Origin of the sequence: Altererythrobacter sp. GH1-8 (genome assembly GCF_043702085.1) — a bacterium.
Classification (GTDB): domain Bacteria; phylum Pseudomonadota; class Alphaproteobacteria; order Sphingomonadales; family Sphingomonadaceae; genus Erythrobacter.
In genome coordinates this window covers 2,417,957-2,430,829 of the sequence record NZ_CP171690.1, presented here as the reverse complement: position 1 = coordinate 2,430,829, position 12,873 = coordinate 2,417,957, and the positions used below count along the sequence as shown (strand labels likewise).

The window sequence follows — 12,873 nt, the reverse complement described above, 5'->3', positions numbered from 1 at the left end:
CAGAGCGGATTTTCCACCGCTGGCCTCGAATTTGCGGCAATTGACCGCTAGATTGCAGAACATGCCTGAAATTCGCCGCCTTCCCGCCAGCCTGGTGAACCGCATTGCCGCGGGCGAAGTGGTGGAACGGCCTGCGGCTGCGCTGAAGGAACTGGTCGAAAACGCCATCGATGCAGGGGCGAGTCGGATTAATGTGAAGCTCGTCGACGGCGGACTTGTGAAGATTGAGGTCGCGGACAATGGCTGCGGCATGTCGGCAGAGGATATTGCAATCGCGCTGGAACGCCATGCGACCTCCAAACTGCCGCTGGAGCTGGTAGGCGAGGAAGGGGCGATCGAGCGCGTGCGCACGCTAGGCTTTCGGGGCGAGGCGCTTCCTTCGATTGCGAGCGTGGCACGGCTTACGATCGAGAGCAGGGTGCGGGATGCGGACAGCGGCTGGAAGACCGTTGTTGATCACGGCGAGCTACGCGAAGCTGCCCCAGCCGCGCTTCCGCCCGGCACACGCATGACCGTTGAGAAACTGTTTGCCCAAGTGCCCGCGCGCCGCAAATTCCTTCGCACCGCACGGAGCGAATACGCTGCCTGTCTCGATGTCGTGCGGCGGCTGGCGATGGCCCGGCCCGACATTGCTTTCAAGATGCAGCATGGAGATCGCAAGGTCCTTGCAACCCAATCTGGTGAGGCACTGACAGACCGCGTTGCGGGGATCGTCGCGCGCGAATTGAAAGACAACGGTGTCGCGATTGAGCTGGAGCGGCCTTCGCCTGCTGGCGTGATGCGGCTCACCGGGATTGCGGGCCTGCCGACCTACAATCGCGGCGTGGCAGACCACCAGTACCTGTTCGTCAATGGCCGCCCGGTAAAGGACCGTCTGCTGGTCGGCGCGGTGCGCGGGGCGTACTCCGATATGCTCGCCAGGGACCGGCACGCTGTGCTCGCCCTGTTCCTCGAACTGCCGAGCGAGGATGTCGACGTGAATGTCCATCCGGCCAAGACCGAGGTTCGCTTCCGCGATGCAAACGCAGTGCGCGGGTTTATCGTCTCGGGGCTTCGGCAAGCGCTCAGCACTGGCGACCGGCGCAGCGCAAGTCAATCAGCTCAGGGCCCGGATCGCGGCGCCATGGCGCGTTGGCAGCAAGAGCCAGCACGTGACGAGGTTTCTCCTGCGCTGGCATCCATTTTTTCGCGCGATTGGTCAGCGCCCCAATCGCGGGTCTCAGAAGCGTCCCAAGCCTGGCGCGCACCGCAAGTGGATGGCGAAGTCATCGCCGCACCTCAGGGCAGGGCAGAAGAAGCAGCGCCTCTTCCGGAAGACGCTGCTGAATTTCCCCTCGGCATTGCACGCGGGCAAGTCGCGAACACCTATATCGTTGCCGAGAGCGCTGACGGGCTGGTGCTGGTCGATCAGCACGCCGCGCACGAGCGGTTAGTGTTGGAGCGGCTCCGTGCGGCCGGGGCGGGGGAGGCCGCTGCCCGATCGCAAGCGCTGCTCGTACCTGATGTAGTTGAAATGGACGAGGTTGATTGCGACCGGCTGGAGGAAGCTGCTGACGGTTTTGCCAAGTTCGGGCTTGTAATCGAGCGCTTCGGACCTTCCGCCATGCTCGTGCGCGCCATGCCGCACGCGCTTCGCAAGGGTGACTCGCAGGCGCTGTTGACCGACCTTGCCGATGACATCGCCAAGCATGGGCAGGCGTTGCTCTTGGAAGAGAAAATCGAGCATGTCCTTGCGACCATGGCTTGCCATGGTTCGGTGAGAGCAGGGCGGGCCTTGTCAGTCGCGGAAATGAACGCGCTGCTGCGCGAAATGGAAGCGACCCCGCGCTCAGGCCAGTGCAATCATGGCCGCCCGACCTGGGTGAAGCTCAGCATGGAAGACGTCGAGAAGCTGTTCGGACGGCATTGAGGCCGCAACCGGTTTCCGTATTTCTACAGGGCTTGAGTGAAATCGGACAGTAGCCCTCTTGTGGAATTCTTGATTGATCATGGCTTCCAAACTGCTCATTTCGGATGTGTCCGTGGCCCAAGGCCGGATCCCAAGGGATCGGCGCTTCCAGACCAAGGTCTGGGCGCGCGTCCGGCAGCCTGGACGTGCGGGCCTGACGGCGAGGGTATCCAATATCTCCAGAACGGGATGCTTGCTCGAATGTATGGCGGCGCTCGATACGGACTTGCCACTGACACTCAAGATTGAGAACAGCGTGTTGCTGTCAGGCACGATTGTTTGGTCGCGGGTCGGAGCAAGCGGTTGCCAGTTTGATCATCGGTTGGATGACCAGGTGCTCACACAATTGGTCTGGCCGGTCCAATCACGAGATATACAGAAATAAGACCTTGAGCCATGTCCGCAGATCGCCCGCATGACCGCTCGCACGTATGATGCGATTAAGGGGTCCTGACCTTATGAGTTTGGCGGCGAATTCGGATCGCGGACCTGGATCAATCCGTTTGAAGTCATCTCTAGCACAACCTCATCGTTCTGGTTGAACACCATTGCGCGGCTCTTGAAGAGGCCCATTTCGGGCCGAGACTTGCTCCGGCGCTTCTCGATCACTTCGCCTTCAACGCGCAAGACATCGCCGGGAAAGACCGGCTTCTTCCACATCAGATTGTCGATACCGGGGGAGCCGAGCCCTGCCTGCTTCACGCTTTTCATATTCTCAACCATCATCGCCATGGTCATGGCGCAGGTATGCCAGCCGCTTGCGGAAAGCTTGCCAAAATGAGTCTTCGCCGCAGCTTCATCGTCCAGGTGAAACGGTTGGGGATCGTATTTCGATGCGAAATCCAGCACTTCCTCGCGCGTCACTTCATAGCGCCCAAAACTCTGCTTTGAGCCGACTTCCAAGTCCTCAAAATAAAGCAATGTCAGTCTCTTAAACGTTGAACTTGAACAGCATGATATCGCCGTCCTGAACAAGGTATTCCTTGCCTTCCTGACGCATCTTGCCGGCTTCTTTCGCGCCAACTTCCCCACCGAGCGCGACGTAATCGGAATAGGCAATGGTTTCCGCGCGGATGAAGCCCTTCTCGAAATCGGTATGGATTTCGCCAGCGGCTTGCGGCGCCTTCGCGCCTTCAGGAAACGTCCATGCGCGCGCTTCCTTGGGGCCTGCGGTGAAGAAGGTCTTGAGGCCGAGCAGTTTGTATCCGGCGCGGATAACGCGGGCGAGCCCGCTTTCCTCCAGCCCCAGCGATTCGAGATACTCCGCGCGGTCTTCGGGCGGCATGGCGACGAGTTCCGCTTCGATCGCGGCGGAGACGACCACAGCCTGCGCGCCTTCGGCCTCGGCCTTGGCAAATACCGCTTCGGATAGCGCATTGCCGCTCGCCGCTTCATCTTCCGCGACATTGCAGACATAGAGCACGGGCTTGGCCGTCAGCAGCTGCGCCTGCGCGAAGATGCGGGCTTCCTCGTCATCCTTGGGTTCAGTCAGCCGCGCTGGCTTGCCTTCGCGCAGCAGGTCCAGCGCCTGCCCCAGCACGGAGGCCATCAGCTTGGCTTCCTTGTCGCCTCCCGTCGCGCGTTTCTGTGCGTTCGGAACACGTTTTTCCAAGCTTTCCAGGTCTGCCAGCATCAGCTCGGTCTCGACCACTTCTGCGTCCGCCAGCGGATCCACCTTGTTCGCGACATGCTGAATGTCGTCATCCTCGAAGCAGCGCAGCACGTGGACGATTGCGTCGACTTCGCGGATATTGCCGAGGAACTGGTTGCCGAGCCCTTCGCCCTTGCTCGCGCCTTTGACGAGGCCGGCAATGTCCACGAACGCCAGCTGCGTCGGGATGACCTTGGCAGACTTGGCAATGGCTGCGATCTTGTCGAGCCGCTCGTCCGGAACGGCGACCTGGCCGACATTGGGCTCGATCGTGCAGAACGGATAGTTCGCGGCCTGCGCGGCCTGCGTCTCGGTCAAGGCATTAAACAGGGTGGACTTGCCGACATTGGGCAAGCCGACAATCCCACAACGGAAACCCATTACATACTCCGGAATAGTTGGTTGGCGCGCGCTTTAGCGGGCAAGACCTGTTAGCGCCAGCCTGCAACGCTCAAACGTTGTGAACCGCCTTGATCCACGGGCCAAAAGGGCTTTCCCCGAGCCAGGCGACCTGAGTTTCGGCGCATACCTTGTTGATTGCAATTTGCGGCTTCAGGCCCGGATGCACTTCGCGGCGCAGCGGACGTGTGCCAGCGGGCATCGCTATGATCTCTGCGATCGCGTTCGGGACATCCATCGGATCGGTTGACCCGCCGCCAGTGCGCTGGCCAAGCTGTGCGATCATCGCTTCATAACCTGATGTGTGCCTTGCATCCGCGCGCTCCAGCAAGGCGAGCGCATTGTCATTGGCGTTCTTCCAGATCATCGTCGGATAGCCACCCGGCTGAATGATCAGAACATCAATGCCGTGGGGCACAAGCTCATAGGCCATCTGCTCGCTCATCGCTTCCAGCGCGAACTTGGTCGGCGAGTACTGAGCAAATCCCGGTGCGATCACGCGGCCGAGTTGGGAGGTGATGTTGACGATCAGACCGGACTTGGCCGCGCGCATTGCGGGCAAGGCGGCGCGCGCCATCCGGTGCGGGCCATAGACATTGGTGTCGAACAGCAGATGGGTTGCTTCCATGTCCTGGATCTCGATCGGACCGCCAACCGATGTCCCGGCATTGTTGATCAGGATGTCGATTGCACCGCCCGCAAGCCGCTCCGCTTCAGCCACGCCGGCTGCAACCTGTGCATCGTCTCGCACATCGATCTCGATGACAGTAAGGTCGAGGTCTTCAGCCTCTGCCAGCGCTTCCAGCTCATCGGCTTCCGGGCGAGGGAGGTTGCGCATGGTCGCAAAGACCTTGGCGCCTTTGCGCGCATAGTCCTCTGCCATCAACCGGCCGAAGCCGGTGGATGTCCCGGTGATCAGGATCGCCTTGCCCGAGAAATCCGGTTCGGCCAGCACCCGATCAGGATGGGCGAAAGATGCGGTGGCGGCAAAGGCGCCAGTGGCGGCGGCTCCGGCGAGCAGGGTACGGCGGTTGATATTGGGCATGGAAAATCCTCTCGAATGTTCCCGTGACTCTAGCTAGTCCTGAAGGCGCAATGCAAGGTCGCTCATGAAACGGGCGTCGTCACCTTTGGCGAGCCATTCGGCTTCCGCGCCGATCGCACCCAGCATCTGGACAAGGTCGTCCTGCTCCGATTTGGCGAAATTACCAAGAACATGGCCAGTCACGCGGTCCTTGTGGCCGGGGTGTCCGATCCCAATCCGCACCCGGCGAAAATCTGCACCGATATGCTGGATGGTGGAGCGGATACCGTTATGCCCCGCTGCACCGCCGCCGCGCTTGACCTTCACCTTGAACGGTTCAAGGTCGAGCTCGTCATAGAATACAGTCAGATCCTGCGGCTGGAGCTTGTAGAAGTGCAGCGCTTCGCCGATCGAGCGACCGCTCTCGTTCATGAACGTCGCTGGTTTCAGCAGGAGGACCTTGTTCGACCCGATCTTGCCTTCCTGAGTCCAGCCCTGGAATTTCTTTTGTACCGGTCCGAAGTCATGCATTTCGGCAATGACATCGACTGCCATGAAACCGACATTGTGCCGGTGCAGCGCGTATTTCGGTCCAGGATTTCCAAGGCCAGCCCAGATTTGCATTATCCGTCTTTAGCAGGCTTCGCCTGGCCCTCAAGCGCCGGGCGCGAGCCGTCCGGCTCGCTTGGCTTCCGCGCCATAAGGCGCGACGGCCAGTCGGCCTTTGACTGCCGTGACCAGGAACCGGGCCGGGGGAGGCCCGGCAAGCCTGACCGGGCGCCCGCAGGTGCCCCAGAGCGAAGTGTAGGGAATAGCACCGAGGACGCACCCACGGATGTGGGTGCGTAATGCGAGGACTCAAAACAAAACACCGGACTTCTTGCGAAGCCCGGTGCCTTGGTGATTTCTCGCAGAGAGAAGCGGACGAATTACTCTTCGCCGCCTTCTTCGCCTTCAGATTCGTCGCTCGTCTGTGCGGTGGCTTCGACTTCATCAGCAGCGACTTCTTCGCCTTCTCCGGCTTCGCCTTCACTCTTCTTGAGCGCAGACGGTGCGACCAGCGTAGCGATCGTGTAGTCACGATCAGTGATCGCGCTTTCGCTACCTACCGGCAGCTTCACTTCGCTGATGTGGATCGAGTCGCCGACTTCCTTGCCGGTGACATCGATCACGATCTCGCCCGGAATCTTGTCGTTCTCGCAAACCAGTTCAATCTCGTGACGGACCACGTTGAGAACGCCGCCTTTCTTGAGGCCTGGCGATGCTTCTTCGTTAGCAAACACAACAGGGACAGACACTTCGATCTTGCCGCCTTTGGTCATGCGCAGGAAATCAACGTGTTCGGGACGGTCTGTGACGGGGTGCAGCGCCACGTCCTTAGGCAGACAGCGAATAGTGTCATTGCCGAATGCGATCTCGACAATCGAGTTCATGAAGTGACCGGTGTTCAATTGCCGGGTCAGTTCCTTCGCCTCGACGTGGATCATCGTGGGTGCTTCTTTGCCGCCGTAAATTACAGCGGGTACACGGCCTTCGCGACGCAGTGCACGGGAGGCTCCCTTGCCAGCCCGTTCGCGCGCTTCGGCCGGTAGGGTCAGAGCTTCGCTCATGTCACATACCTTTCGAATTGCTATGAGTACATATCCGGTCCGCCACGCCTCCAGGGATGACCATGACGCCGAAGCGCGGTCCCTTAGGGGCGGAAATCCGTAATGGCAAGCCTTCTCGAGCCTGAATGAAGCGCTTTATTGCAGGCGCGTCACGGTGTAGCCGCGCGCGCCGAGCTGCGCTGCCAGCCCGTCCGGCCCGACGATGTGAGCAGCGCCCACGGCTACAAATGGCCTTTCTGGCTGAGCCAGCATCGGCTCCAGCTGCGTCATCCATGCATCATTGCGTTCGGTAAGGATCGCCTTGCGCAGTTCAGGATCAGCCATCAGGCCGGTCGTTGTCGCTTCGACCAGGATGTCCTCGTTTCCGGCAAGCCACGCCCTTCGCAGTCTGGTCGGATCATCGGCCGCGCTCTCCTCCAGAACACCGGCCAGCAGATCACGTTGCTCCGCCTCGGGCAGCTGGTCGAAGATGCCCAATTGAAGCGCAGCCCCTTCAAACTCGCGGATGTCTTGGCCTTCGAAGTCCTTTAGCAAAGCGCGGTCGACACCATTGGCGGGATTACCCGTCGCGTTGACTTGCGCCAGCATCAGGGCTGCAGCCCATGTCTCCACACTGGCGAAATCGTGCGGGGAATAGCCCGCTCGCTTTATCAGGTCGAACAATTGCGGACGCTCTCTTGCATCGACCCGCGTCCCGATGTCTGGCTGATCGGGCGTTCGCGAAAGCGCCATGAACGTGTCCACCATGATGCTCTGATTGTTGAGCTGTGCAATCTCGACGATCAGGTAGTCAGCGTTGCTGATAGTTTGCTGCAGCAGGTCGGTGCGCCACTCTGTTTCATCTGGCAGCGCGTGGATGGTGCCGAACAGCCAGCCTTCGATATCTCCATCAGCCGATGTGATTTCATAAAGTATGGGCGAAGCCGCCGAAGCGTCTTGCTCCTCGCCGGGTGCACTGCCGCAGGCTGAGATCAGCAGCGCCAGTGCCGAGAGGATTGCCGTGCGCAAGTTCACTGGACGCGGTTTACCGTCAGTCCGCGCTGCTGCAAGTAGTCTTGCACGCTCTTCTCTCCGGCGAGATGTCCAGCGCCCACGGCGATAAAGACAGTGCCAGGGCTATCGAGGCGATTTTCGATCCACTCGGCCCAGTTGCGATTGCGATGGAACAGGACCGATTCTGCAAGTGCATCATCGTTAAGGCTTTCGTTCATCAGCTTGGCCAGGCCATCCGCATCGCCTTCCAGCCATTCTGTAACCATTGCATCAAGTTGCGGTTTGATCTCGTCGACATTCTCTGCGGCTTCAATCAGGAACTCGACTTGCTTGTCCTGCGGGAGCTGATCGAACAGGCCGAGCTGGAATTCGATCGTTTCCAGCGCGTCTTTCTCGATTTCGCCCGCCGCCTTGATCAGCACTTCCTCAACACCGCTGTCCGGCGAATAGCCCTGCTGCATCAGCGGCAGCATAGTCATCATCAAGGCCGCGTACCACGGCTCGAACTGGTCGAACGCCTGAGTGGGAACCTGAAGCTGCTGCATGGCCGCTTCAAAGGTCTGTGTTTGCTCGGCATTGAACAGGCTGCGCAAAGTGGTACCGGGCGGAAGGAGTGCCGTCGATTGAATGATCTGGATCATTTTCGGGCCTGCCATTTCTGCCAGGTTGACTTCTGTGACAAGCGTATCGGACGCGGTCAGAGCAGAAGTGATGTCCTCGTCCATCCATACCACTTCCTGCGGCAATGCATGGATTGTCCCGAACAGGTAAATTGTCGTGTCCTCATCTGCGACCGACCACAGGGCAGGACCGTCGGGTGCCTCTGCAGCGGCCGGTGCCGCATCGATATCGGCGTGATCGTCCGCGAGCACGGGCGATGCGAGCAGAAGGGCGCTCAGTGCAGTTGCGCTAAGGCATGACTTGGCAATTCGAGTGAGGGTCAACAGGAAGTCCTTTGGGGCAAGATCATGGATTTTTTTCAGAATAATGGCTCAATTGCGAAAGCCAAGTGAACACTGCACGAACTTCCGGCGTTGCCGCAAAGAACATCAGATTGGAAGGATGAACTGAGCACACTGCTGCAGCGCGGCATTGACGCTTGCAAGGGCTTGCGCCATGGGCCTCGCCCATGACCGAAGCGGCCAAAACAGACATTCCAGCCCGCAATCCGCAGGCATCGTTTCAGGACATGATCCTGACGCTCCATGATTTCTGGAGCGCGCAAGGCTGCGTGATCTTGCAACCTTACGACATGCGCATGGGGGCAGGGACGTTTCATACTGCAACGACGCTCCGGGCGCTGGGGCCAGAGCCGTGGAACGCTGCTTTCGTGCAACCATGCCGAAGGCCGACCGATGGCCGCTATGGGGAGAACCCCAACCGTTTGCAGCATTACTATCAATATCAGGTAATCCTGAAGCCCTCGCCGAGCGATATTCAGGAGCTTTATCTCGAAAGCCTCAGTCGCATCGGGATCGACCCACTGAGGCATGATATTCGGTTTGTCGAGGATGATTGGGAATCGCCGACACTGGGCGCATGGGGCCTTGGCTGGGAGGTCTGGTGTGACGGGATGGAAGTCACGCAGTTCACCTATTTCCAGCAGATGGGCGGGTTTGATTGCAAGCCGGTCGCGGGCGAGCTGACCTACGGGCTGGAGCGGCTCGCAATGTATATTCAGGGCGTCGACAACGTTTACGATCTCGACTTCAACGGGCGGGGCGTCAGTTATGGCGACGTATTTCTCGAAAACGAGAAGCAGATGTCGAAGTGGAACTTCGAAGTCGCGGATACCGACGCGCTATTCGACCTGTTCAACAAGGCTGAGGCTGAGTGTCAGAATGCTCTTGCCGCGAACGTGCCGATTGCCGCTTACGAGCAGGCGGTCGAAGCGAGCCATCTGTTCAACCTGCTCCAGGCGCGCGGCGTGATCAGCGTCCAGGAACGCGCAAGCTATATGGGCCGGGTGCGCGATCTGGCCCGTGGTTCCTGCGAGAAATACATGGAACTGAACGGGTGGACATGAGCGGCGCTCCTTCCCTCCTGCGATCGATCAACTTTCGCAAGCTGATGGGCGAGAAGCTGCATCAGGCAATGATCGAGACGATTGCCCGGCGCGACAGCTGGACGCCGGAGCTGGGCCAGGTCCGCTGGCTGTTCATTGCGACCTTCAACAATGGCGGTTCGACTGCGCTGGGCGAATTGCTCGATACGGCAAGCGCCACAATGCGGCTGGTCGATGACGGGGAGGGACAGTGGCTTCTGCCGCAGCTTCATGCTCCGCACCGCCGCTGGAATGCCGCCGCCAAGATGGATTACACGCTGGTGCGCGGCATGTGGCTGCGCGAAGTGCGCAAGGTCGGCGGCTATCCCAAGCTGGTGGTCGAAAAGTCACCCAGCAACATGGTCCGCATGCGCAATCTGCTCGATGCGTTTTCCGACATGCCATGCACGGTCATCCGGCTCACCCGCGATCCTTATGCGGTCTGCCGCAGCTGGGCGAAGCGCTACAGCCTCGAACACCTCGAGAAGTTCTGGGGCGAGCATGTGCAAGGCCTCACGCGCAAGAGCGAGGCGCATTTCCGCCTGCTGGGCGATATCTATGGCCGCCGTGCAAGGCTGCTGCTCGACCTCGACGATGTGACAAGTATGCGCCTCACTTATGAAGATTTGACGGAAAACACCCAGGATATGATCGACCGTCTGGTGGCGCTCGAGCCGCTGCTCCACGATGTGCAGCGCGATGCGAAGCTGCGCGTCAAGGATTACGAGCCGCGCCCCTTGAGAAACATGAACGAACGGCAGATCAGCAAGCTTGCGCCAGAGCAGATTGCAGCGATCAGTGCCGGTCTTGAGCCCCATGCGGAGGCCGTCTCTGCGCTTGGATATGATATTCGATAATGGCTGATTTCCTCCTCGAACTTCGCTCTGAAGAGATTCCCGCCCGGATGCAGGCCGGCGCGCGCGCGGAGCTGGAAAAGCTTTTCCGCCGCGAGCTGGATGCAGCGGGCGTTGCCGTCAGCGACGTGACTGTGTGGTCGACGCCGAGGCGGCTTGCGCTGATTGCGCGTGATCTGCCGCAAGCGACTGAGGCTGTCAGCGAAGAAGCCAAGGGCCCGCCGGTTGGCGCACCCGATCAGGCGGTCGATGGCTTTTGCAGAAAGGCGGGCGTAACGCGTGACCAGCTTGAAGTGCGCGACGTAAAGGGCCGTGAGACATACTTCGCGGTGATCGAGACGCCGGGCCGGGCGATGACGGACCTGCTCGCAGAAGCCATTCCCGCAATCATTCGCGACTTCAGCTGGCCCAAGTCGATGCGCTGGGGCGATGCGTCGATCTCGACCGAGAGCCTGCGCTGGGTGCGGCCGCTGTCGGGCATCGTTGCGCTGCTTGATGGCGAAGTCGTCAGATTTGATGTCGATGGAATTGAGTCCGGGCGCGAGACCAAGGGCCACCGTTTCCACCACTCGGGCGCGATCACCATCGGCAGCGCGGATGACTATGCTGAGAAGCTGCGCGCCTGCCATGTGATCGTCGACCATGAAGAGCGGCAGGATGCGGTGCGTTCTGGCGCAAAAGCTGCGGCTGAGGCTGCGGGCCTCACGCTGGTCGAGGACGAGGGTCTGGTAATCGAGAACGCTGGCCTGACCGAGTGGCCGGTGCCGCTGCTCGGGCGCTTCGATGAGAGCTATCTCGACGTCCCGCCTGAAGTTATCCAGCTGACCGCGCGGGTGAACCAGAAGTATTTCGTGTGTACGCGAGCTCCCGCGCAGGCGGGAGCCTCTGGCGATAGTGCACAGCCGAAGGAGGTCCCCGCCTCCGCTGGGACTCACGCTTTGGCGAATGCGTTCGTCTGCACCGCCAATATCGCGGCGGAAGACCCGGCAGTGGTTGTTGACGGCAACCGCAAGGTGCTCGCCGCAAGGCTGTCCGACGCGCGGTTCTTCTGGGAACTGGATCAGAAAACGTCGCTGGCTGACCACGCGAAGAAGCTGGAGCGGATTACCTTTCACGAGAAGCTGGGGACGGTTGCGGACAAAGTCGAACGCGTCGCCAAGCTGGCGCGCTGGTTGGTAGAGGAAGAGATTGTTACCGGTGCGAGTCCCCGCGAAGGCGGGGACCTCCCAGAAGCAAGCGCTAAACCCAATAAGGTCCCCGCCTTCGCGGGGACTCGCGAGGAGTTGGCCAACCTCGCCGAACAGGCTGCAAGGCTGTGCAAGGCAGACCTCGTGACTGAAATGGTCGGCGAGTTTCCTGAGCTGCAAGGCCTGATGGGCGGATATTACGCGGAGAAAGAAAGCCTGCCGCAGGAAGTCTCCGACGCGATCCGCGACCATTACAAGCCGGTCGGACAGGGCGATGAGGTTCCGACTGCGCCGGTGACGGTTGCGGTGTCGCTGGCGGACAAGCTGGATACGTTGGTTGGGTTTTTCCTCGTGGGCGAATGGCCCACCGGTTCCAAAGACCCGTTTGCCCTCCGTAGAGCCGTTCTTGGCGTCATTTCGCTCATTAGGACGGGACTTAGGCTCAATCTTGCAAGGGTAGTGGGCGAGGCTGCTCAGTCGATTATTGCCGAGTGGCTTATCGACGCGCCCGAGCATGTATCTCATGCTCAGATTTACGCGCGCGATTTTGAATGGACCGCCGCGAAACAAGCCGAAGCGAGAGAAATAGCTGAACATACCAAAGGTATGGTTGCTTACCCTCGACAGACGACATTCTTGGGTGTCGCTGAGATCGCAGACTTCTTCGCCGACCGCCTCAAGGTCCAGCAACGCGAAGCGGGTGTCCGACACGATCTGATCGATGCGGTGTTTGCGCTGGGCGGTGAGGACGATCTCGTCCGGCTGCTTGCGCGCGTAAAGGCGCTGCAAAGCTTCATCGAAACCGATAACGGCGCGAACCTGCTTGCCGGCTACAAACGCGCGGCGAATATCCTGAAGAAGGAGGAGTGGGCTGGCGAGGGCAACGCGACTGACCTTTCCTACACCCCCGAACCCGCCGAAAAGGCTCTGATTGATGCGCTGAATGATGCGGAACCCAAAGCCGCCGCAGCCATTGAAGCCGAAGACTTCGAAGCCGCCATGTCTGCACTCGCCAGTCTGCGTTCGCCCATCGACCAATTCTTCGAGGAAGTAACAGTGAACGATAACAATGCGGATAAACGCAGTGCGCGGCTCGACCTGCTGGCGCGTTTTCGCAATGCGGTGCACCGCGTGGCCGATTTCAGCCGCATCGAAGGATGAAA

Annotated in this window: 12 protein-coding genes; 5 read left to right on the top strand and 7 right to left on the bottom strand. The window is 60.1% G+C overall.

Going from position 1 to position 12,873, the window contains the following annotated elements; all coding sequences use genetic code 11:
• Nucleotides 1-61 precede the first annotated feature (61 nt).
• Together mutL and ACG9DO_RS11785 are read left to right on the top strand one after the other, a co-directional pair.
• On the top strand, nucleotides 62-1,909 hold the full coding sequence (gene mutL, locus ACG9DO_RS11790; RefSeq protein WP_394728147.1) for a DNA mismatch repair endonuclease MutL: 1,848 nt from the start codon (nucleotides 62-64) through the stop codon (nucleotides 1,907-1,909).
• Nucleotides 1,910-1,988: 79 nt separating this feature from the next.
• Nucleotides 1,989-2,333: a PilZ domain-containing protein gene (locus ACG9DO_RS11785; protein WP_394728145.1), complete on the top strand. Its 345-nt coding sequence runs from the start codon at nucleotides 1,989-1,991 to the stop codon at nucleotides 2,331-2,333.
• Nucleotides 2,334-2,404: 71 nt separating this feature from the next.
• Here the strand turns inward: ACG9DO_RS11785 and ACG9DO_RS11780 are convergent, their stop codons facing one another.
• From ACG9DO_RS11780 to ACG9DO_RS11750, 7 genes are all read right to left on the bottom strand, one after another.
• On the bottom strand, nucleotides 2,405-2,869 hold the full coding sequence (locus tag ACG9DO_RS11780; RefSeq protein ID WP_394728143.1) for a MaoC family dehydratase: 465 nt from the start codon (nucleotides 2,867-2,869) through the stop codon (nucleotides 2,405-2,407).
• A gap of 10 nt (nucleotides 2,870-2,879) precedes the next feature.
• The gene (ychF, locus tag ACG9DO_RS11775) at nucleotides 2,880-3,980 is read right to left on the bottom strand and encodes a redox-regulated ATPase YchF (RefSeq protein ID WP_394728141.1); all 1,101 of its coding nucleotides are present in this window, start codon (nucleotides 3,978-3,980) and stop codon (nucleotides 2,880-2,882) included.
• A 70-nt stretch (nucleotides 3,981-4,050) separates the two neighbouring features.
• Entirely contained in the window at nucleotides 4,051-5,043 is a 993-nt protein-coding gene (locus ACG9DO_RS11770; RefSeq protein ID WP_394728139.1) for an SDR family oxidoreductase, read from the bottom strand.
• 33 nt (nucleotides 5,044-5,076) lie between these two features.
• Nucleotides 5,077-5,646, bottom strand: a complete 570-nt coding sequence (pth, locus tag ACG9DO_RS11765; protein WP_394728137.1) for an aminoacyl-tRNA hydrolase — start codon at nucleotides 5,644-5,646, stop codon at nucleotides 5,077-5,079.
• Nucleotides 5,647-5,951: 305 nt separating this feature from the next.
• Complete coding sequence (locus ACG9DO_RS11760; protein ID WP_394728135.1) at nucleotides 5,952-6,632, bottom strand: 50S ribosomal protein L25/general stress protein Ctc; 681 nt, start codon at nucleotides 6,630-6,632, stop codon at nucleotides 5,952-5,954.
• Nucleotides 6,633-6,767: 135 nt separating this feature from the next.
• Nucleotides 6,768-7,646 carry a TraB/GumN family protein gene (locus ACG9DO_RS11755; protein ID WP_394728133.1) on the bottom strand — a complete coding sequence of 293 codons (879 nt, stop codon included), beginning with the start codon at nucleotides 7,644-7,646 and terminating at the stop codon, nucleotides 6,768-6,770.
• Nucleotides 7,643-8,569 (bottom strand): TraB/GumN family protein, encoded by a 927-nt coding sequence (locus ACG9DO_RS11750; RefSeq protein WP_394728131.1) that lies wholly within the window; start codon nucleotides 8,567-8,569, stop codon nucleotides 7,643-7,645. Before ACG9DO_RS11750 ends, ACG9DO_RS11755 begins: the two co-directional genes overlap by 4 nt.
• Before the next feature lie 185 nt (nucleotides 8,570-8,754).
• On the opposite strand from ACG9DO_RS11750, the gene ACG9DO_RS11745 reads away from it, so the two are divergent.
• The 3 genes from ACG9DO_RS11745 to glyS are packed head-to-tail and all read left to right on the top strand — an operon-like array spanning nucleotide 8,755 to nucleotide 12,871.
• Nucleotides 8,755-9,651 (top strand): glycine--tRNA ligase subunit alpha, encoded by an 897-nt coding sequence (locus ACG9DO_RS11745; protein WP_394728129.1) that lies wholly within the window; start codon nucleotides 8,755-8,757, stop codon nucleotides 9,649-9,651.
• Nucleotides 9,648-10,526 carry a sulfotransferase gene (locus ACG9DO_RS11740; protein ID WP_394728127.1) on the top strand — a complete coding sequence of 293 codons (879 nt, stop codon included), beginning with the start codon at nucleotides 9,648-9,650 and terminating at the stop codon, nucleotides 10,524-10,526. The genes ACG9DO_RS11745 and ACG9DO_RS11740 overlap by 4 nt, the downstream gene beginning before the upstream one ends.
• The gene (gene glyS / locus ACG9DO_RS11735; protein ID WP_394728125.1) at nucleotides 10,526-12,871 is read left to right on the top strand and encodes a glycine--tRNA ligase subunit beta; all 2,346 of its coding nucleotides are present in this window, start codon (nucleotides 10,526-10,528) and stop codon (nucleotides 12,869-12,871) included. Before ACG9DO_RS11740 ends, glyS begins: the two co-directional genes overlap by 1 nt.
• Nucleotides 12,872-12,873: the final 2 nt, after the last annotated feature.

Bases quoted from the DNA above. Each gene is read 5' to 3' on its own strand.
- mutL (WP_394728147.1), top strand. From the start codon at position 62: ATGCCTGAAATTCGCCGCCTTCCCGCCAGCCTGGTGAACCGCATTGCC.
- ACG9DO_RS11785 (WP_394728145.1), top strand. From the start codon at position 1,989: ATGGCTTCCAAACTGCTCATTTCGGATGTGTCCGTGGCCCAAGGCCGG.
- ychF (WP_394728141.1), bottom strand. From the start codon at position 3,980: ATGGGTTTCCGTTGTGGGATTGTCGGCTTGCCCAATGTCGGCAAGTCC.
- ACG9DO_RS11770 (WP_394728139.1), bottom strand. From the start codon at position 5,043: ATGCCCAATATCAACCGCCGTACCCTGCTCGCCGGAGCCGCCGCCACT.
- pth (WP_394728137.1), bottom strand. From the start codon at position 5,646: ATGCAAATCTGGGCTGGCCTTGGAAATCCTGGACCGAAATACGCGCTG.
- ACG9DO_RS11760 (WP_394728135.1), bottom strand. From the start codon at position 6,632: ATGAGCGAAGCTCTGACCCTACCGGCCGAAGCGCGCGAACGGGCTGGC.
- ACG9DO_RS11745 (WP_394728129.1), top strand. From the start codon at position 8,755: ATGACCGAAGCGGCCAAAACAGACATTCCAGCCCGCAATCCGCAGGCA.
- ACG9DO_RS11740 (WP_394728127.1), top strand. From the start codon at position 9,648: ATGAGCGGCGCTCCTTCCCTCCTGCGATCGATCAACTTTCGCAAGCTG.
- glyS (WP_394728125.1), top strand. From the start codon at position 10,526: ATGGCTGATTTCCTCCTCGAACTTCGCTCTGAAGAGATTCCCGCCCGG.